Consider the following 20,067-nt stretch of genomic DNA (forward strand, 5'->3'; position numbering starts at 1 on the left):
GTTGATGAAGAAAAAAGTACTTTTTGTTTTTGTGGCATGTTCCTTTGTTTGCAGCCTTAGCTATGGGCAGCAAACCACGCGGGAGAAACTGAAATCGATCACTATCGATCATTTTTTTACCTGCGCGCTCGATCAGCTGATGGATACGCTGGCCACCCGCTATAATATCCCCATAGTGTTTGAGCGCGACTCGCTGCACACCATGGATGTGAACGAGCATTTCTTTGTAGAATCGTTAAAAAATGTTTTACAGCAGGTTTGCCGAGAAAACCGCCTGCAATACTGGATAGAGAACGACGGCACCGTTTATATACTACAGCAGCCCGATGACCTGCCCCGTTTAAAAAGGCAATACCAGCTGCAACAGCTAAGCCGCAACTTTAAACCGGCAAAGCTACCCGAACCCAAACATCCGCCAAAGCATTTTATGTTTGCCCTAACGGGACGCATTACCGACCAAAATACCGGCGAATCGCTGCCCGGCGCTACTGTTAAAATTCGCGGAGCAAACCTGATAAGTCAAACCAATACCAGCGGTAATTTTACTATACTTAATATCCCTTCAGATACATCGGTGGTAGAGGTATCCTACGTGGGTTATCAATCGGATATTTTCAGGCTGGATAGCAATAGCGTAAAAGGCGGCGTATCATTCTCGCTGTTCCCGGCCATGAACAATACCCTGAACGAGGTAAACATAGCGGGCAAAAAGAGCGGGGTATTAAATACCGATAGTAAAAAGGTGAGTGTGCTGCAATTAAGCCCCGCCATGCTGGATAAGCTGCCCAACATTGGCGAACGCGATATTATGCGGGCCTTTCAGTTGATGCCCGGCATCAGCGCTACTAACGAGTCATCATCCGGCGCTTATGTACGTGGCGGCACGCCCGACCAAAATCTTGTAACCTTTGATGGTTTTACCGTTTACCAGGTTGATCACCTGTATGGTTTCTTCAGCGCGTTCAACAGTAATGCCGTGCGCGATGTGGAGTTGTACAAAGGTGGCTATTCGGCCAAATATGGCGGTCGCCTGTCGAGCGTTACCGAAATTCGTGGTAAGGATGGCAATAAAAAGGAAACCAGTATAGGCGGCGATTTGAGTTTGCTAAGTACCAACGTATACGCCGAAGCGCCTATAGGTAGTAAATCGTCGGCATTGGTGGCCTTTAGGCGCTCATACCAGGGGCCATTATACGATAAATTGTTTGGCCAGTTTAATACGGCCACTACCAATACAAACCCCGGGGGCCGTGGTGGACCTGCCGGGGGACTGGGCGGAGGGATGGGGGGCGGCCGTGGAGGGTTCGCCAACCAAACCACGCCTTCGTCTTATTTTTATGATATGAACGCGAAGTATACTTACACGCCTTCATCATCAAATACCATTACCTGGAGTTTGTATAATGGTACCGACAGGCTGGATAACAGCCGCGAAATGACGCTGCCATCGTTCCAGACCTCATCGGGCGGCAGCCTCAATATCAACGACGATACGCATTACGGTAACCTGGGTACCAGTATCAAATGGACTACCTCGCCCGGCCGAAAACTATTTGGTAACACGGTAGCCAGTTATTCTGGTTTCTTTAGCGATCGTAACCGGGGCACAACCGGTACCATTGTGGATAGCAGCACCACCACAACTATCAACAACGGGATACTGGAGAATAACAGGTTGAAAGATTTTAGCCTGAAATCGGACTGGGAATGGCAAACGGGTTCAAAAATGAAGGTACTTTTCGGCGGCTTCGCTACGCGCCAGGCTATTGATTATACCTTCACCCAAAACGATACTACTACACTGATAGATCAGCATAATACCGGCATCACCGCGGGTGGCTTTACCGAGCTGGATATCAACCCCACTGATAACCTGCATGTACAGCCAGGTGTGCGCGCTACTTATTTTTCGCCAACGGGTAAGCTGTATACCGAACCACGCTTATCATTCACCTATAAACTTACCGACAAGTTTAATGTAAAGGGAGCAACCGGCAGGTTCTACCAGTTTACCAACAGGGTAATACGCGAGGATGTGGCCGGGGGCGACAGGAACTTTTGGGTGTTGGCCAATAATAGCAACATCCCGGTAGGTACGGCAGATCATTTTATTGGCGGCTTTAGCTACGAAACCAACGATTACTTGTTTGATGTGGAAGGCTACTACAAAAAGCTTAACGGCCTAACCGAATACTCCATAAGGCAGCAAGGTGGCGGCGGCGGTGGAGCGCCATTTATGGGCGGCGGTTTTGGCGCCGCGCAGACCACTACTGTTACCGAAAACTTCTATAATGGATCGGGCTATGCAAAGGGGATAGAGTTTTTGCTGCAAAAAAAGGCGGGCATGTACACCGGCTGGATCAGCTATACCCTTGCCGAAGCAAAAAACAAGTTTGATAACTATGGCACCGATTATTTCGCGGCCAACCAGGATATCCGCCACGAGTTTAAATCAATCAACATGTACCACTGGCAGCGCTGGAGTTTTGCCGCCACCTTTATTTTCAGTACCGGGCACCCGTACACCGCGCCTATAGGTACCTACACGCTAACCACGCTTGATGGCGGCAAGATCAATTACCTCTCGGTAAGCGAAAAGAACGCGGAACGCCTGCCCGCCTATCACCGTTTAGACCTTTCGGCAACTTACGACCTGCTGAAGACCGACGGCAGCAAGCGCGGCAGTATAGGCTTCTCTTTCTTTAACGTGTACAACCATGTTAATACCTGGTATAACGAATACTACATCCGCAATAACCAGGTGATCACCACTACTGTGAAATACCTCGGCTTTACGCCAAACATCACCCTTAGCCTAAAAATAAAATAATGATCAAAAGATTAATATATAGCCTGTTGTTCATCGTGGTTGCAGTTTACACATCCTGCAAAAAAGAGGCAACTGTAGATATTGGCAACCGTGCCGTTATCGTAGCCTACCTGGTAGCAGGCCAACCCTTAAGCATGAAGGTTTACCAGCAAAAGGCCTTTGACGATACAGCATCGTACGGAGCGCTCATCACCGGTCTAAAACCCCAAATTTCGGACGGTACAGAGCGTATTGAGCTACAGGAAACCGCTGCCGGTACGTATACCTACGCCAATGCGGCCTATCTGCAAACCGGTAAGACTTATACTTTACAGTTTGCCTACAATAACGAACAGGTATCGGCAACTACCACTATGCCGGTTAAATCAACAGGCTACACGGCATCAAAAACTACACTGGTAATACCAAGGGCAGTAACCGGGCCGGGTTCTGAAGATTCAGTAGCTATTGTTTTCAGGTGGAACAACCCCGACTCGCTTTACCATATACTCACTTTTAAAAATGACGAGATCAGTCCGTTCACGGTAGTGGGTGCACGTAATAATGCCCCGGTAAACTTCAGTATCAATGCCAAGCAAACAGCCGCTTACGAAATGTATTATCGCACCTTTAACTACATAGGTACCTATCGCGCCATACTATTTACGGTGAATAAAGAATATGCCGATATACTGGAGAGCAATGCCAATACATCATCGCAGCAGCTCACTAATCCGCCCGGTAACATCACTAACGGCTACGGCATTTTTACCGCCATGCAGGCCGATACCATTAAGCTGGAACTAAGCCAATAATGAACCCTTATATAAAAATCAACACCATGAAAAAATATCTTCCAAAACTATTAACTGTAATACTATTGATGACTGCCGGTTTAATGGGTTGCAATAAAAGCGACACCGTAACTGTTATCCCCGAGTTAACCACTACCGATGTGGTGATTGACGGCGCTACAAAGAATGTATGGACGGGTGGCTTTTTAACCGCCAATACCGAATATGGCATCAGCGCCTACGGGGTATGCTACAGCACCAGCAACCAGGAGCCTACCATTGCCGATTCAAAAACATCTGAAACGGTAAGCCTCATGAATTTCAGCAGTACCCTAACCGGGCTTACTACGGGTACTACCTATTATTTACGGGCTTATGCTACCAATAGCGCAGGCACGGGTTATGGTGCTGTTATCAGCTTTAGCGTGAGTAACGATGCGGCAACGGTAAGCAGCACGGTAACCACATTAGCAGGTAATGGCACTGCCGGTTTTATTAACGGACAGGGTTCGGCGGCGTATTTTAATTACCCGATGGGGGTAAGCACCGATGCCGCCGGAAATGTTTATGTAGCCGATTCCTACAATAGCGCTATCCGCAAGGTTACCCCGGCGGGCGATGTAACTACACTGGCCGGTACAGGTACGCTTGGCTTTGTAAACGGCGATGCGGCTTCGGCCCAGTTTTACGCGGCCTCGGCATCGGTTGCCGACGCGGCAGGCAATATTTATGTAACCGACCGCGGTAATAACCTCATCCGTAAAATAGCTACTGATGGCACGGTTAGCACATTTGCAGGCTACGGCATTGCCGGGTATGGTGATGGTACAGGTGTTAACGCCTATTTTAATACGCCATCGGGCATTGCAATTGACGCGGCAGGCAATTTATACGTGGCCGATACAGGTAACAACCTCATCCGCAAAATTACCCCGGAGGGTGTGGTAACAACGCTTGCGGGTATCAGAACTGCCGGGTATGTTAACGCTACAGGCACGGCCGCTTATTTCAATAAGCCAACAGGTATAGCCGTTGATAATAAGGGCAATATTTTTGTGGCCGAGGCGCTTAACAACGTTATCCGCAAAATAGATGCTAACCTTTTGGTGAGTACTTACGCGGGCGGTCAATCGGCCACAGGTTTGGTAGGCAGCCCGGTGGCTTTGAGTATTAATGGCACAGGCAATTTGTACATAGCCGATTCGGGCGGCCGCATTTTGCGGATAGGTACCGATAAGGTATTAAGCGTAGTAGCGGGCACGGCAGGCGTAGCAGGTTTTGCCGATGGCGACGGAAGTACCGCTGCATTCAACAGTCCGCAGGGTATAGCTACCGATGCGGAAGGCAATATTTACGTGGCCGATTATGCCAACCAGCGAATCCGGAAAATAAGGGTGGATTAATTTGGGGGAGAAGCGGGTACGGCTGTTCGTCGATACATCTATCTTGTTTAACGATACACATTACCGGCATTAACATATCCGCGGCATCTTTAACCAAACATGCCGCGGATCTTCCCCTAATTATCGGCATGCATGTTATATAAATATTAGCGCCTGTATTATGCAGGCGCTTTTTTAACGCTTAAAAATGTACAGGATATCACCGTCGCGGCTTAAATGGTATGGGCTTTACAGCTTTATTTTAAGTATCACTATGCTGTTTATACCGCGTGCGGGCATGGCTCAGTTGTGTACCGGCAGCCTGGGCGACCCGGTGCGTAAAATTGATTTCGGCGCGGGCTCGGCAACACATAGCGGGGCTTTGGGTTCTGCCTTTACCAGTTATACTTACTCATCGGCAGATTTCCCTACCGATGGCTCGTACACCATTGAAAATACAACAGCCGGCTCGGGCAGCGTATGGTGGTCAACCACCGACCATACCGGCGACAGCGGCGGTTACATGATGGTGGTGAATGCCAGCTTTACCAAAACAGATTATTTTTACAAGGCGCAAATCACCGGCTTATGCCCCGGCACTACCTATGAGTTTTCGGCCTGGGTGGTTAACCTGCTGCGCAGTAATGACATCAGTCCGCCTGATCTTACATTTTCGATATTGAAGAACGATGGCAGCGTTATTAAAACACAGGCCACCGGTACCGTGCCGCGCACAAGTGGTGGTCCGGTTTGGGTACAAAAGGGTTTTTATTTCACCATGCCGAACGATGTGGCCGACATTACCATACAGATCACCAACAACAGTAATGGCGGCGCCCCGGCTAATGATTTGGGTTTGGATGATATTACCTTCAGGCCTTGCGGCCCGGTAATGCAGGCCAGTTTCAGCAATACAGCGGCAGTAACTACATTGGCGGCATGTGCCAATACCAATCAAACATATACTTTAAGCGCCGATGTATCTACCGGTTACATTAACCCGGCTTACCAATGGCAGGTGAACAGCGGCAGCGGTTATACCGATATTCCCGGTGCTACAGCTAAAACCTACACGGTGAAATTTGAACCCGCCATAGCCGGAACCTACCGCTATCGTTTGGCCAGTGCCGAGGCTACCAATATCGGTTCGGCAAGTTGCCAGGTGGTATCTAACGAACTTACGCTGAATATTGAGGTAGCGCCCGAATCTGTAGCCATGGTAAGTTCACCGGTTTGCGAAGGCAGTCCGCTAACGTTAAGCGCATCCAGCGGGACTACTTATAATTGGACAGGGCCTAACGGTTTTACATCAGCCCTGCAAAACCCCACCATACAGCAGGCTACTACCGCTAACTCCGGCGATTATGAGGTTACGGTAACATCATCCAGCGGTTGTAAATCAACTGCAAAGGTGAGCGTACTTGTAAACCCCGCGGTTGCGGCTGTTGTAAGCGGCAATGCAACTATTTGCGAGGGCGATAATACGCCGTTGAGTGCGTTTGGTGGTACATCATATTTATGGTCGCCGGTAACGGGTTTGTCGGACGTTACGGTGGCAAATCCCATTGCTAATCCTACAGATAATACCACCTATACCGTTATGGTAAGCAATAGTTCGGGCTGTAGCGCTACGGGTACCGTAACCGTGAACGTATTGAAAAAGGCAGGCGCGCAGGCCGGGGCCGACCTTGAAATGATGGAAGGCCAATCCGTCACCCTAAACGGTAAAGCAACGGGAACTAACGTCACCTGGTTTTGGACACCCGCCACCTACCTCAGCAGCACCACGGCGCTTAACCCGGTTGCCGATCCGCAAAGCGATATTACCTATACCCTGCACGTAATATCTGCCGATGGCTGCGGTATTGCTACCGACGACGTGAATGTGCGCGTTTATAAAAAAGTGATCGTTCCCAATACATTTAGCCCCAATGGCGATGGCGTTAACGATACCTGGACGGTTACCGCGCTGGATACCTACCCAACATCACAAACCCGCATATTTAACCGTTACGGACAAATGCTTTTTAACAGCACCGGCTACACCAAAGCCTGGGATGGCAGATACATGGGGCAACCCGTACCCGCGGGCACTTATTATTATGTGATAGATGTTAAACCCGGCGAAAAGCTTTCGGGCTGGGTGCTGGTTGTGAGGTAGGTATCAGTTGATCAATATCGACTCACCCCGACATTGCTTCGCTCGTCGCGCCTCTCTACCCAAGCGTAACAAGGGGCTTTGCATATTTCTTGTTTGTTCATGCCCTCTTTGCGCTCGCGCAGAGAGGGCAGGTCCAGCGAAGCGTAGACCGGGTGAGTTAACTATACGGTTTGCTTTTGCCGTTGAGCCAGACCCGCCAAGGCAATAGTACAGCGCAAAATTCCCACTCTTTTCTCCCGAATATAAGGGGATAATCGAACAATGATATCTCACTATTTTCGTTATTTGTATACCGATACATGAAAACAGCCTTTTTACCGATAGTTAATCGGCAATCTACAATACTCATATTAGGAACCATGCCCGGCGAACGTTCGCTCAGGCTACAACAATATTACGGGCATGCGGGCAATCACTTCTGGAAGATCATGTTCGCGCTGTTGCAGGGGCCCTTCACTACCGACTATAACGTTAAAACCAAACTATTGTTAGATAACCACATTGCCCTTTGGGATGTACTGCAAAATTGCGAGTGCATAGGCAGCGCCGACAGCAATATCAAAAATGAAGTGCCTAACGATTTTGAAGCCTTTCACAAGCAATACCCCAATATAAAACGCGTTTATTTTGCCAGCACAGCCGCCGAACAATTTTATAACAAACACGCTTTAAAACAAACCGGTATCACCTACCATAGGCTACCCTCGCCAAGCGGTGCCAACACATGGAAAACGTTTGATGAAAAGCTGGATGAATGGAAAGTGATATTGCAGCAATAACAGTGATCAGTTTTTCTCGGGGTTCAATAACGCGTTAAGCTTATTGAACATTTTGACCCAGCTTTGATAAGCACCGGTCTTCTTGGCTTCTTCCTCTAAAACAGTTTGATGGATGGTTACCTTGGTTTGATTGCCGTAGGGCTCGAAGGTAACGGTTGTGATCAGTTCTTCGGGCCAGTCTTCGGGTTTGCCTGCTTTAAGTGAGGTAACAGATTGTCCGCTCGCATCAGAAAGCGCCATGGTGAAAACCAATTTTTGAGGCGGTAAAACTTCGAGGTAAGTGCCGGTGATCCAGCAATCGCCATGTACCGGGTCGTGAATACAGGAATGGAAACTGCCACCCTGTGTGGTATCAATGGCTTTAAATTCAATAGTACAGCCATCGGGGGCATACCAGTGTTTTAATTGTTCGGCATCTGTCCACGCGCGGAATACAATTGCCTGTGGCGCATCAAACAGGTGGCTGATAAGAAGTTCTTTTTTGCTTGAATACATGATATTTTATTGCTTTGTTTCTTTAAGAAATTGATCCAGTTTTTCGAAACGCTGGTTCCACACCTTGCGCGATGCCTGAACCCAATCGATCACCTCATCCAGTTGGTTTAGCCGGGCTTCGCAAAACTGCTCCCTGCCTTTTTGAGTTATCGAGATCATGCCGCATTCACTCAAAACCTTAATATGTTTAGCGATGCCTTGCCGGGTCATGCCAAAATCCTCAACTATTTGGCCTATGTTTAATGGGCCTTGTGATAGTTTTTGGATGATCATTCTGCGGGTAGGATCGGCAATTGCCTGGAAAACATCTCTTCTCTCAATCATAATACAACCATTTGGTTGCTCAAATATAATGCAACTATTTGGTTGTGCAAATTTTTTGTGAAGTTTTTTTAGATAACATGGTGGTTTGTATAGAAATGGTATTGTATGATAAGGCGCCGGTTATGAAAGTAGTGCTAAATTCAATATATCTTTGTGAAATATATGAAGTGGATAACCCGTCATCGCCCTAAAATTGATCGTATTGCCTGCCCGTGGCTCATAAAAAGATTTATTGATAAGGATGCGGAGATATTTTTTGAAACTTTTGATAAGGTTATGGAAAAGGCTGCCGAACTGGGCGCCATTCCGTTCGACCTGCCCGATATAGAATATACCCATTATGCAGATCAGTGTACTTTTGATTATTTTCTGAAAAAGCATCGCCTTAAAGATGCCGCACTTGATCGTATTGCCGCCATTGTTAGGGGAGCCGATACCGATCATCATGAAATTGCTGCGCAGTCGGCCGGACTCGAAGCCATATTTTCGGGTTTAGCTTATAACATTAAGAGTGATGAAGAACTGCTGCAATTAGGGATGGTTATTTACGATGGTTTGTACAGTTGGGCAACGCATTTGTACAAATTAAAGCATACGCAGGCGGGGCCGGCAGAGCAACTGCTGTTAGAAGTATATTATAAATACCTTAAAGAAGCCGGGTTAAAAAAAGCACCTGAATGGGCAAAGGAGCTTAAGAACATGATTCAGGATCAAATGGACACTAACTTGAGTTTAAGTTTGCAGCAGGCCTCTGATGAGCTGGATATCAACCCAACGTATCTGTCGCGCGAGTTCTCAAAATACTTCGATAACCTTTCGTTTGGCGACTATATACGTAAGATGAGGATTGAAAAAGCGATCAGCTTTATGACTAATACCAACTATTCATTAACCGAGATCGCTTACCTCACAGGCTTTTCAGATCAAAGCCATTTTAACCGCATATTTAAAAAGCAAACCGGTCAAAATCCATCCGCCTACAAAAAAAGTCTCCTCAAAAGTAAAAAGGATACAAGTAGATAAATCCGTACAATTTTTCAGTACCGGCATTAGGTAGTATTGCAGCATAACAGCAATATGCCATGCACCCAAACACACAATTTTTTAAACTGCTCAAATTAAGCGGGCTAAAAAGCTATCTGCTTTTCTTTATATTATTTAGCACTACTGTAAAAGTGGCCCACAGCCAGCAACCGGTATCGTACCCGAGAGTTACCGGCTATTTTAGCGTGCTCAACCCAATTGGCACTTTAACGCAGGGGAGCTTTCACAGCAACTTTGGCGACGTATACAACATTGGCTTCCCCTTTGGTATGAACATTATAAAAAGTGACAGGTTCGGGATCAGTTTTGAGGTGGCGCCAACCATCCGGACGGAAAAGAATATCTCAAAGGTTAGCACAATACTATTCCACCCCGGGGCTATGTTTCGCTTTAAGCACGGGTTTACTTTTATAGGCAGAATGGCATTTGAAAGTAACGGGCGCTTTGGTTTTACGCCTGTATTTAATCAGGTGATAAAAAAAGGAAAAGATGCCAGTTTGTTTCTATCAGTACCATTTCCGGTGAGGTTTGGTAATGATCTTCCTGCTTCACTAAGCACCGGGTTACAGTTAGGTGTCAGCTTTTGACTCTCTTACACCCGCTTTAATTAAACGTTTGCCTAAACTCCAGCGGTGAGCTATTCGTTTTCTTTTTAAAGAGTTTATTGAACGACTGCGGATATTCAAAGCCCAGCTGATAGGCAATTTCGGCAACGGAAAGGTTGGTTATTGAAAGATATTCTTTGGCTTTATCTATCAGTTTGTCCTGAATGTGCTGCTGGGCGCTTTGGCCGGTAAGGGAACGTAACAAGTCGCTCAGGTAATGAGGCGAAAGATTGAGCTGATTAGCCAGGAGCTCAACCGTAGGCGGGCCGCTTTTCAATGTTTCTTTATTGTCGAAATAATCAGCTAATAAATTCTCCATTTTGGTGAGCACATCGTGGTTCACCGCTTTGCGGGTAATAAATTGCCGTTCGTAAAACCGGTTGCTGTAGTTTAATAACAGGTCTATCTGTGAAAGTATGATATCCTGTGTATGGCGGTCGATGTATTGGTATTCGTCGGCGATTTTCTGAAAGATCTCGGCAACGTTCTTCTCTTCCTTTTCCGAAAGGTGCAGCGCCTCGTTAACCGCGTAAGAAAAGAACCCGTAGCTTTTTATAGTAGTGGCAAGCGGGTGTTTGTACAGAAAATCAGGATGAAACATCAAGGCATATCCCATCCCGAAATCAGGCCCCAATACATCAATATGCGGTGCATCAAGCGCTTGTACTTGTTTGGGCGCAACAAAGGTCATGAGGCCCTTATCAAAATCATAATACTGTTGCCCGTATTTCACTTTCCCCATAATGCCCCTCTTTAGTGATACGCAATAAAAATTGAGCGAAAACTGATTCCATATATCATTATCAGCAAAGTTCATATCCGAAACACGCACTACACTTACCAGCGGGTGCAAAGGCTCGGGTAAGGATACCAAACGATGAAATTCGGTTATGGAATTGATGATCTTCATGTGCTTACTTGTTTTACAAACTTACAACAGGCAAAGTAGTTTACCTACCCTGCCCGTTGTTTTAATTATTAGCCAATTATTTGCGTTCTTATCTCTTTCCTGAATTCTTCGGTACCAATTTCCAGGCGTCTTTTGTATAAAGCATTCGCGTCTTCACCGGCCACGTAGCGCACCTGGTCTTTGCCATCAGTAGCGGCTTCGTATACTATTTCGGCTATATACTCGGCAGTGGAGGCCGATTCCATCATCGTATCCATTACCCCGAATAACTTATCCTGCAACTCCTGGTATGCGGGATGTGTACCCTGATCAAGCGACCTGCTGATAAAATCGGTAACGATACCACCCGGCGCAATGGTTTTGATACCGATATTGTGCAAACCCAGTTCAAACGACATCCCTTCCGACCAGCCTTCTATAGCGAATTTGGCCGCGTGATAAATAGAGTTCAGCGGAAATGTGAACAGGCCGCCGATAGAGGTGGTGCTGATAAATAAACCGCTTTTCTTTTCCCTGAAGTTCGGGATAAACTCTTTGGTAACACGCAAAACGCCTAATAAATTGGTGTTTATCTGTTTTACAATTTGCTCGTCGCTAAGGGCTTCCAATGCGCCAACAAGTCCGTAGCCCGCGTTGTTGAATACTACATCAATAGTGTGTAAGGAAATGGCTTTTGCTACAGTAGTTTTAATTTGTTCGGGGTTGGTAACGTCGAGCGGTAAAAGTGTAACGTTCGCTAATTGGGTCAGTTCTGTTTCCTTCTCCGGATCGCGCATGGTAGCGATAACATTCCAGCCTTTTGCCTGAAATAATTTGGCGGTTGCCTTTCCTAAACCTGTAGATGCTCCTGTTATAAATATTGTCTTTTGCATTTTCTTGTTGTTTTAAATTAACAGTACAAAGATGAGGCAAGTGCCGTAGCGCGGTGTTTCCAAACCGTATTTAGTTGTGTCCAAATTGTGGGTGATTAGAATACCGGGTATTCTAATCCTTTAGTCGGTAAACAAAATATTACAAGCTTTTAAAGGCAGTAACAACACGCTATTGGTCTATATTTACCTGTATGAACAGTAAATGGATCCGGCTTGTTTTTAGCATTTTGCCATGTATTACCCTGGCGCAAAATAAGGTACAAAAGGCGGCTTACAACATCGTGTGGGATCAATCAACCTTGAAACAAGTTGCTCCTTTAACTGATAATGCCGGCGCTAATTATGGCCGCATGATACAACTGCACAATGGCGACCTGCTTTGTATTTACGAAAGCAGGGGCGGGGTAGAGTGCAGTACCAGTAAGGATTTAGGTAAAACATGGCTTGCACCTGCAGTGATCGCCGTGAGGGTAGAGGGCGTTAACATGGCCGTGCCCGAAATACTGGAGCTAAAAGACCATTCGTTGCTGGCATCATACAATCCGCGCCCTTATAAGGTGAAGGGCGTTACCGATACTACCAAACACTTTGGCATCCGTACCAAAAAAAGTTACGATGGTGGTAAAACCTGGCAGGATGAACGCCTGATCTACGAAGCCGGTGCCGAGTTTGAGAACGGCTGCTGGGAACCCGCGCAAATACAGCTACCATCGGGCGAGGTGCAGTTATACTTTTCGGATGAAGGCGTTTACAGAAAATCAAACGAACAAAATATCTCCATATTCCGTTCGGCAGATAATGGCTTAACGTGGACTAAGCAACCCGAAATAGCTTCCTTTCGGTCCGGTCATAGGGATGGGATGCCTGTACCCATCATTTTGAAGGGTGAAAAAACGATAGCGTTTTCAATAGAAGATAACGCGGTTGGGCAATTCAAGCCATCCATCATCCGCAACACCTTTAAGAAAAACTGGAAGAAACCCGTAGGCGCAAACGATGCCGAACGTAATTACGCGCTTGCTGTACCATTGCCCGATAGCGTTTACGCGGGCGCGCCATATTTGCGCCAATTACATAGCGGACAAACCATTCTCGCCTACCAAAGTACCCAGGGCCGCGGGCATAATTGGGAACAGGCCTGCATGCAGGTAGCCGTAGGCGATAGCAAAGCGATGAACTTTCAGCAGGTAGATACACCGTTCAGTGTCCCTAATGATAAGCATGGATTGTGGAACTCGTTATGCGTACTTAATGATGATACAGTAATCGCCATAACATCTACCAACGCATACAACAACCGTAACGCGGTATGGATGATAAAGGGTAAACTGGTTAAAAAATAATGCTGTAACGAGACGGTGCATTTTCAAACAATAATGGCCTATTGTTATTATATTTAGACCAACAATCAACCCGCATGAAAAGACGTACCCTCACCATTATTTCAATCGTAGTAATACTGCTTGTAATTGGCTTTGGCTATTACCGCTATTATTTTGTATTTGGCGATGGCACCAAGGCCGGCACCATGAATTATTTTGTGCATAAAGGCTACATCTTTAAAACTTACGAAGGCAGGCTGATACAAAGTGGCATCCGCTCGCAGGTGCAGGGTTCTATACAATCAAACGAGTTTATGTTTTCGGTTACCGACCCCAAAGTAGCCCAGGTACTAAACAGTAGTGCAGGAGCTTTTATAGAAGTACACTACAAAGAATACCTGCATGCCCTCCCGTGGCGCGGCGTAAGCGAATTTGTAGTGGATAGCGTGATATCGGTACAAAAGGTAAGTCCGGCTTTACCGTAAGGTAAGTCAAAATTAAAAAGTAAAAATTCAAAAAAAGGGATGTGACCTTTAGGCAGGGAGTTCTTTGCTGCGTTCTATTGCCTTATCCTGTACCTTACTTAACAATAGTACCATGCATATAGCGCCTATCATGGCGTAAAGCATATCCGACTGGGTATCCCAAACATATCCCTGCGTACCTAAAAATGAATCGCCGGATTGACCCGATAGTAAGGATACGCCCCATTCCAGAAACTCATATAGTACACTAATGGTAGTACACACGCATACGGTTAAAAACGCCATCCATGCTTTGCTTTGTATCACCTTGCCGCGTACAAATATCTCACGCGTTATCATGGCAGGTACAAAGCCTTGGGTAAAGTGGCCTACTTTATCGTAATTATTACGGCTTTGGTGAAAAACGTCTCTTATCCAATCAAACAGCGGCACTTCGGCATAGGTATAATGCCCGCCGGTAAATAAAATATAGCTATGTAACAGTATCATGGTATAGGTGAGCATGGTGAACCGGAAACGTTTAAAGGTAAGCGCCAATACCACTAAGCCAATAATAGCCGGAAAAACTTCCAGCAGCCAGGTGAAATAATCGTGCGGGTTTATACCCGATACAATGAGCCCTGCAAAGAAAAGTATGATAAGGATATAGTACTTCTTCATGCCACAATATGGGCATTAAAGTTGGATTATTAATAGCAGCAATACGGCATAAGCAGGTCGATTGTCATCCTAACCCTACCCAGTATGACTTTTTTGAATTTTTACTTTTGAATTTCAAACTACAGTGCCTTTTCCAGTTTCCCTTTTTCGTTGGCGGCTATCAGTTTCTCCATTCGTTTGGATAGGAGCACCATATTGTCATCATTATTGGCATAGGCCAAAACTTGTTTCATGGCTTCAACTGATATTTTGTCTTCGTTCTTTTCGTTAGGGTTTTGCAGGGTGAAACGGGTAAGGGCTGCCATATAAAGGTCTTTCAGGTCGAAATCGCCTTCAAAGTTATCCAGTATGTCTTCGTCTATCATAAAGGTATAGGTAGGCGTGGCCTCCATCCATTTATTTAAAAATACACCGGCACGTAAGCGGCTGTTATCGTCGCGTATCAGTGGTGTTTTGAAAAGGAAATCTGCAACTTTTAGGGCTACACTATCGGCATCAATAGCGCCTTCTTCAGTTTCGAGGTTATATTTATCAAGGCGGGGCAGTACCTGCGCTATGGTTTGATATGATGTAAATGCGATCAGCAGTGCTGCAAAAAGGAGCTTTTTCATACCGGTTTTATTTTAATATAAAATTACATGTTTTTAGACGCTTTTCAACTCAAATGGTTTAGTTCTGTCGGCCAAAAATTAAACAAATATTTTTCACAAAAGTTGGCGTATAATATCTCCCGTTTTCTACTTTATACTATGCCAATTTAATTTTTGCTAATTTGCCCGCTGTATAAACAGAAACGGAACATAAGGCATGGGAGTAGTATTGCATAAATTCAGGGAGCACGAGGTAAGCGCGAAAACAGAAACACTGATACTCGGTACTTTTAATCCGGATATCCCGGGCAGTCCTGATTTTTTTTATGGTAGGGCACGTAATTTCCTGTGGCACTTACTGCCCGAATGTTTTAATGAGCCGGTACTAAAAGAAGCATCGCTCGCAGAAAAGCAGGTATTTATGGCCAGGCACAAAATTGATTTTGCCGACCTGATACATGCCCTTGATGTACCCGATGGTGAAGAAACCAATATTGACGACGATTTTATTGACAGCCACGTGCAGCAATGGAAAGATATTGTAAGTCTGATAGATACCCTGCCCAATTTAAAAGCGATTTACTTTACCCGCAAAACATTTAACGGTATCCCTAATATGCGTGTGCAGGTTAACGCGATAGCTGCGCACTGCAAGCAAAAGAACATCCGGATCTGCAAACTGGAAACCCCGGCACGCTTTTTCAGCCCCGAAAAGCAACAGCAATGGAACGATACGATCGTTTTGAAAAAGACCTGCCTGAGGCCGTAGTTAGAAGCAAGAGATAAGAGTCAGGAATCAGGAGCTTAAAAAATTTAGATCATTAAAAAATGCCGACGCTCGGCTCTTGCCGAGTGTCAGCTATCCCGCGGCGTCCCGCCGCAGTTTTATATCAACTATGCTTTACGAACGGCCGGAGGCCGGGTAATAACTGACACTTGGCCGCAGCCAAGCGTCGGCGAAATTGCTTTCTGCTTTTACCTTTCCGCTTTATCCTTTCCCCTCAAACAACTACCAAAAGCGCACATAAATAACCGATAGCAACAGCAATATAATAGCGATACCAATTATTGATGAGCCTTTCAGTTTAAACATGCCGGCATCAACCTGTATGGTTTTAACCTGTGCCTGCGGTCGGGCTAAACTGATGCCTATCATCACAAAAAATGTAAGCAAGAACGACCAGCTCAGCGATATAAAGAATGGGATCTCCATTTCCCCGGCAGGGTTTTTAAAGGCGGTGTACAGCCATGTTTCGCTGCCCAATACGCTTACGGCAAACTGGTTAAAGAATACCGAAGCCGCGAAGCCTGTAATAATACCGATAACGGCTGCTTCACCCGTAGTGCGTTTCCAAAACATACCCAACAAAAAGGTAGCCAGTACTCCCGGACTAACAAAGCTCGAATATTTTTGCACGAAGGTATAACCACCGGCCCGGCCTATGCCCAATGTATCGTTCCATGTAAGTATAACCGAGATCAGTAAACTCGCTATAATGGCTATCCTGCCAGTCCAAACCATTTTACGTTCGGGGGCTTGTACATTCAGGTATTTTTTGTAAACATCAAGCGTGAAAATGGTAGCTATACTGTTCACTTTACCCGCTAATGACGCCACGATAGCAGCCGTTAATACTGCCAGTGAAAGGCCTTTTAAGCCCGATGGAAGGAAAGATAATATGGCCGAATAAGCGCCGTCTTTGCCGTTGGCAAGTTGGGGCAGATGTCCGTTTTTATATAGTACGAAAGCTACAATACCCGGTAGCATTACAATTACCGGCATCAGTATTTTTAAAAAACTGGCGAATAAAATACCGGTACGCGCCGTATGGATATTGGCACCTAATGCACGTTGTGTTATGTACTGGTTACAGCCCCAATAGTTGAGGTTACTTATCCACTGACCGCCTGCATACATGGCAAAACCGGGCAGTATAAGGTACTTGCTGATGGTTTCCATAGAAGCACCCGGCGCGGGTTTTTTAAAGATGAGGTGGAAGTGATCGGGCGCATCTTTCAATAGCATTTTGAAACCGATGAACGCGTTGCTGCCAAAGCCGAACTTATCGCTCACAATTGTAAGCGACAGGTAGGTAATTGCCAGTCCGCCGATGATGAGCACCGCTACCTGTATTACATCAGTATAGCCAACCACCTGCATCCCGCCCAGCGCGATGATCACCCCGAAAATAGCCAGCGCAATCAGTATCTCGTGGAAATATTGCCCGCCAAGTAAGCTGTTAATAGCCAGCGCCCCCAGGTATAAAATGGCCGTAAGGTTGATAAACACATACAGGAACAGCCAAAAGATAGACATTACCAATGCCACGCCGCTGTTATACCTGTCTTGCAGGAACTGCGGCATGGTATAGATGCGGTTTTTGATATATACCGGCATAAAAAACACCGCCACAATAATAAGCGCGGCCGCGCCAACCCACTCGTAAATAGCCACCGCAATACCGGCAAAGAAACCATCGCCGCTCATGCCGATAAATTGCTCGGCCGAAATATTTGATGCGATGATAGATGCACCGATGGCCCACCACGTTAACGACCCTTCGGCCAAAAAGAAGCTGTGTGAACTTGAATTGGTTTCCGCTTTTTTGCGGCGGTATACCATGTAACCATAAACAGCTACTATAATAAAGTAAACGAAGAACACCAAAAGGTCGGCCCAGGAAATAGCGCGCATATTAAAAATTGAATTGTGAGATAATTGACAATACAACCGGCAAAAGCCATCGGTTAAATAACCGACTATATTAAGCAAATTCTTCGGGAAAAGATAAAATAATGTTGCAGATGAGGTTTCAGGTTCGGGGTTTCGGGTTTGAGTGTTTTGTAGTGACAGATGTATTTGCGGGTGCACAGTAGTCTTATGCTCTTGCAGGTATTTGTGTAGTAGTTTTGACAACTTTTTAAAAGTTGTCAAAGCTACTATAAGATGCTGCCCGCCGTTAAAAACTCATTATACGTCATCAAAACCTCCGCGAAACTCCGTGCAAAACTCCGTTACCTCCGCGGTTAAATCTAAAATCATATTTTTATACTGATTACTGACCACTAACCATGGACTATCGACTATCGTCTATGGTCCCCCTCGTTAATTTCACACAACAGGTAGTTAAATAAACTTAACTAAAGCAACGGCAATCGATTGATTTTTATACCGAAGAAATTTTTATGAAAAGAAGAGAAGCAATACGCAGTTTGGCCGTGGCAGCGGCGGCCTTTCAGTTTTCAAAGGTGTTGGCGGCAGGTAACAGCGCTATGCTTGCCGGGGCTAATGTATTTGAACCTACATGGGCTTCATTAAGTGCATATAAGGTGCCCGATTGGTTTAGGGATGCCAAGTTTGGTATATGGGCGCACTGGGGGCCGCAATGCCAACCCGAACGTGGCGACTGGTATGCCCGCGGCATGTACGAGGAGGGGAGCGATCAGTATAAATACCATGTACAAAAATACGGGCATCCTTCAAAGTTTGGATTTAAAGATGTTATTAATGAGTGGAAGGCCGAAAACTGGCAACCCGAGGAGTTAATGGCTTTATATAAAAGTGCCGGGGCTAAATACTTTATGGCATTAGCTAATCATCACGATAATTTCGATCTGTACGATAGCTCGCACCAACCCTGGAACTCCGTAAAATTAGGGCCCAAGAAAGACCTGATAGCAGGCTGGGCCAAAGCCGCCAAAAAACAAGGCTTGCCTTTTGGCGTAACGGTGCATGCCGCCCACACCTGGACCTGGATGGAAACTGCCCAAAGGGCTGATAAAAACGGACCTTATGCCGGTATACCTTATGATGGTAAGCTTACCGCGGCAGATGGTAAGGGTAAATGGTGGGATGGTTTTGATCCGCAGGATTTGTACGCCCAGCAACATGCTTTAAGTGCCGAAAGTCATAATAATGGTTCTATACATAGTCAGTGGAATTGGGGCGATGGGGCTTCGCAACCAACTGATGCCTATATCAATAAATTCCTGAACAGGACGGTGGAATTGATAGACAAATACCAGCCCGAACTAATCTACTTTGATGATACCGCGTTACCCTTGTGGCCAATAAGCGACGCGGGTTTGAAGATAGCTGCCCACATGTACAACCAAAGTATAAAACGCAATGGCAAGCTAAAGGCTACGGTGTTTGGCAAAATACTGGATGAGCAGCAGCGCAAGTGCATGGTATGGGATATTGAGCGCGGCCAAAGCAATAAAATAGAGGAGTTTGCCTGGCAAACCGATACCTGCATAGGCAGCTGGCATTACGACAGGCGCATATTTGAACAAAAGGGATATAAGAATGCCAAAACGGTGATCCACACGCTTGCCGATGTAGTAAGTAAAAATGGCAACCTTTTACTTAATATCCCTTTGCGGGGCGATGGTAGCATAGATGAGCAGGAGCGCGAGGTGCTTACCGGCATTGCCGCCTGGATGAAGATCAACGAAGAATGCATATTCGGTACACGGCCGTGGAAAACGTTTGGCGAGGGACCGGCACTGGCATCGGCAGCGCCATTGAGCGCGCAGGGCTTTAACGAGGGTAAAGGCAAACCATTCACCGCTGAGGATATTCGCTTTACCACCAAAAAAGGTAAGCTGTACGCTATATTATTGGGGATACCGGTAGGCGGCGAAGTATCTATCACTTCATTAGCTAAAAAAGACGGTAATACGGCGAGCGTAACTAAAGTTACCTTACTGGGTTATAATGGTAAGTTAGAGTGGAAACAGCAGTCCGAAGGTTTAACTATCAAATTCCCGGCGTTACCTGTTGCTGCACAGCATGCCGTGGTTTTTAGTATAAGCGGCGTAGTGTAAGTTTA

Annotated in this window: 18 protein-coding genes; 11 read left to right on the forward strand and 7 right to left on the reverse strand. The window is 46.0% G+C overall.

What is annotated here, in order from left to right:
- Window positions 1-4 precede the first annotated feature (4 nt).
- The 5 genes from AC07NA_RS10365 to AC07NA_RS10385 all read left to right on the forward strand — a co-directional run bounded on the left by AC07NA_RS10365 (window position 5) and on the right by AC07NA_RS10385 (window position 7,925).
- Window positions 5-2,830: a TonB-dependent receptor domain-containing protein gene (locus AC07NA_RS10365; protein ID WP_494897501.1), complete on the forward strand. Its 2,826-nt coding sequence runs from the start codon at window positions 5-7 to the stop codon at window positions 2,828-2,830.
- Window positions 2,830-3,624 carry a DUF4249 domain-containing protein gene (locus tag AC07NA_RS10370; protein ID WP_494897502.1) on the forward strand — a complete coding sequence of 265 codons (795 nt, stop codon included), beginning with the start codon at window positions 2,830-2,832 and terminating at the stop codon, window positions 3,622-3,624. The genes AC07NA_RS10365 and AC07NA_RS10370 overlap by 1 nt, the downstream gene beginning before the upstream one ends.
- A 26-nt stretch (window positions 3,625-3,650) precedes the next feature.
- Complete coding sequence (locus AC07NA_RS10375; RefSeq protein WP_494897503.1) at window positions 3,651-5,006, forward strand: NHL repeat-containing protein; 1,356 nt, start codon at window positions 3,651-3,653, stop codon at window positions 5,004-5,006.
- Between the two features lie 187 nt (window positions 5,007-5,193).
- Window positions 5,194-7,146, forward strand: coding sequence for a T9SS type B sorting domain-containing protein (locus AC07NA_RS10380; RefSeq protein WP_494897504.1), 1,953 nt, complete (start codon window positions 5,194-5,196; stop codon window positions 7,144-7,146).
- A 299-nt stretch (window positions 7,147-7,445) separates the two neighbouring features.
- Entirely contained in the window at window positions 7,446-7,925 is a 480-nt protein-coding gene (locus tag AC07NA_RS10385) for a DNA-deoxyinosine glycosylase (RefSeq protein WP_494897505.1), read from the forward strand.
- 6 nt (window positions 7,926-7,931) lie between these two features.
- Here AC07NA_RS10385 and AC07NA_RS10390 read toward each other — a convergent pair whose 3' ends face one another.
- Together AC07NA_RS10390 and AC07NA_RS10395 are read right to left on the reverse strand one after the other, a co-directional pair.
- Complete coding sequence (locus AC07NA_RS10390) at window positions 7,932-8,420, reverse strand: SRPBCC family protein (RefSeq protein ID WP_494897506.1); 489 nt, start codon at window positions 8,418-8,420, stop codon at window positions 7,932-7,934.
- Between the two features lie 6 nt (window positions 8,421-8,426).
- Window positions 8,427-8,744, reverse strand: a complete 318-nt coding sequence (locus AC07NA_RS10395; protein ID WP_494897507.1) for an ArsR/SmtB family transcription factor — start codon at window positions 8,742-8,744, stop codon at window positions 8,427-8,429.
- 162 nt (window positions 8,745-8,906) lie between these two features.
- On the opposite strand from AC07NA_RS10395, the gene AC07NA_RS10400 reads away from it, so the two are divergent.
- Together AC07NA_RS10400 and AC07NA_RS10405 are read left to right on the forward strand one after the other, a co-directional pair.
- Window positions 8,907-9,767: a chromate resistance protein ChrB domain-containing protein gene (locus AC07NA_RS10400; RefSeq protein WP_494897508.1), complete on the forward strand. Its 861-nt coding sequence runs from the start codon at window positions 8,907-8,909 to the stop codon at window positions 9,765-9,767.
- Window positions 9,768-9,826: 59 nt separating this feature from the next.
- A complete protein-coding gene (locus tag AC07NA_RS10405; RefSeq protein ID WP_494897509.1) occupies window positions 9,827-10,375 on the forward strand; it encodes a hypothetical protein in 549 nt (182 codons plus the stop codon).
- Window positions 10,376-10,391: 16 nt separating this feature from the next.
- On the opposite strand, the gene AC07NA_RS10410 is transcribed toward AC07NA_RS10405, so the two are convergent.
- Together AC07NA_RS10410 and AC07NA_RS10415 are read right to left on the reverse strand one after the other, a co-directional pair.
- Window positions 10,392-11,303, reverse strand: a complete 912-nt coding sequence (locus AC07NA_RS10410) for a helix-turn-helix domain-containing protein (protein ID WP_494897510.1) — start codon at window positions 11,301-11,303, stop codon at window positions 10,392-10,394.
- 68 nt (window positions 11,304-11,371) lie between these two features.
- Window positions 11,372-12,175 (reverse strand): SDR family oxidoreductase, encoded by an 804-nt coding sequence (locus AC07NA_RS10415; protein WP_494897511.1) that lies wholly within the window; start codon window positions 12,173-12,175, stop codon window positions 11,372-11,374.
- Between the two features lie 191 nt (window positions 12,176-12,366).
- Here AC07NA_RS10415 and AC07NA_RS10420 point away from each other — a divergent pair, with 191 nt between their 5' ends.
- Together AC07NA_RS10420 and AC07NA_RS10425 are read left to right on the forward strand one after the other, a co-directional pair.
- A complete protein-coding gene (locus tag AC07NA_RS10420) occupies window positions 12,367-13,518 on the forward strand; it encodes a sialidase family protein (protein ID WP_494897512.1) in 1,152 nt (383 codons plus the stop codon).
- Window positions 13,519-13,592: 74 nt separating this feature from the next.
- Window positions 13,593-13,982, forward strand: a complete 390-nt coding sequence (locus AC07NA_RS10425) for a hypothetical protein (RefSeq protein ID WP_494897513.1) — start codon at window positions 13,593-13,595, stop codon at window positions 13,980-13,982.
- A 48-nt stretch (window positions 13,983-14,030) separates the two neighbouring features.
- Here the strand turns inward: AC07NA_RS10425 and AC07NA_RS10430 are convergent, their stop codons facing one another.
- Both AC07NA_RS10430 and AC07NA_RS10435 read right to left on the reverse strand, forming a co-directional pair.
- Window positions 14,031-14,642 (reverse strand): DUF2238 domain-containing protein, encoded by a 612-nt coding sequence (locus tag AC07NA_RS10430; RefSeq protein ID WP_494897514.1) that lies wholly within the window; start codon window positions 14,640-14,642, stop codon window positions 14,031-14,033.
- 119 nt (window positions 14,643-14,761) lie between these two features.
- Window positions 14,762-15,253 (reverse strand): hypothetical protein, encoded by a 492-nt coding sequence (locus AC07NA_RS10435; protein ID WP_494897515.1) that lies wholly within the window; start codon window positions 15,251-15,253, stop codon window positions 14,762-14,764.
- A gap of 196 nt (window positions 15,254-15,449) precedes the next feature.
- On the opposite strand from AC07NA_RS10435, the gene AC07NA_RS10440 reads away from it, so the two are divergent.
- A complete protein-coding gene (locus AC07NA_RS10440) occupies window positions 15,450-16,001 on the forward strand; it encodes a uracil-DNA glycosylase family protein (RefSeq protein ID WP_494897516.1) in 552 nt (183 codons plus the stop codon).
- Window positions 16,002-16,241: 240 nt separating this feature from the next.
- Here the strand turns inward: AC07NA_RS10440 and AC07NA_RS10445 are convergent, their stop codons facing one another.
- Window positions 16,242-17,927, reverse strand: coding sequence for a sodium:solute symporter family transporter (locus AC07NA_RS10445; RefSeq protein ID WP_494897517.1), 1,686 nt, complete (start codon window positions 17,925-17,927; stop codon window positions 16,242-16,244).
- Between the two features lie 491 nt (window positions 17,928-18,418).
- Between AC07NA_RS10445 and AC07NA_RS10450 the strand changes: the two genes are divergently transcribed.
- Entirely contained in the window at window positions 18,419-20,062 is a 1,644-nt protein-coding gene (locus AC07NA_RS10450; RefSeq protein WP_494897518.1) for an alpha-L-fucosidase, read from the forward strand.
- The last annotated feature ends 5 nt before the right edge of the window (window positions 20,063-20,067 follow it).

This window comes from Mucilaginibacter sp. GW821-FHT07G05, assembly GCF_059418565.1.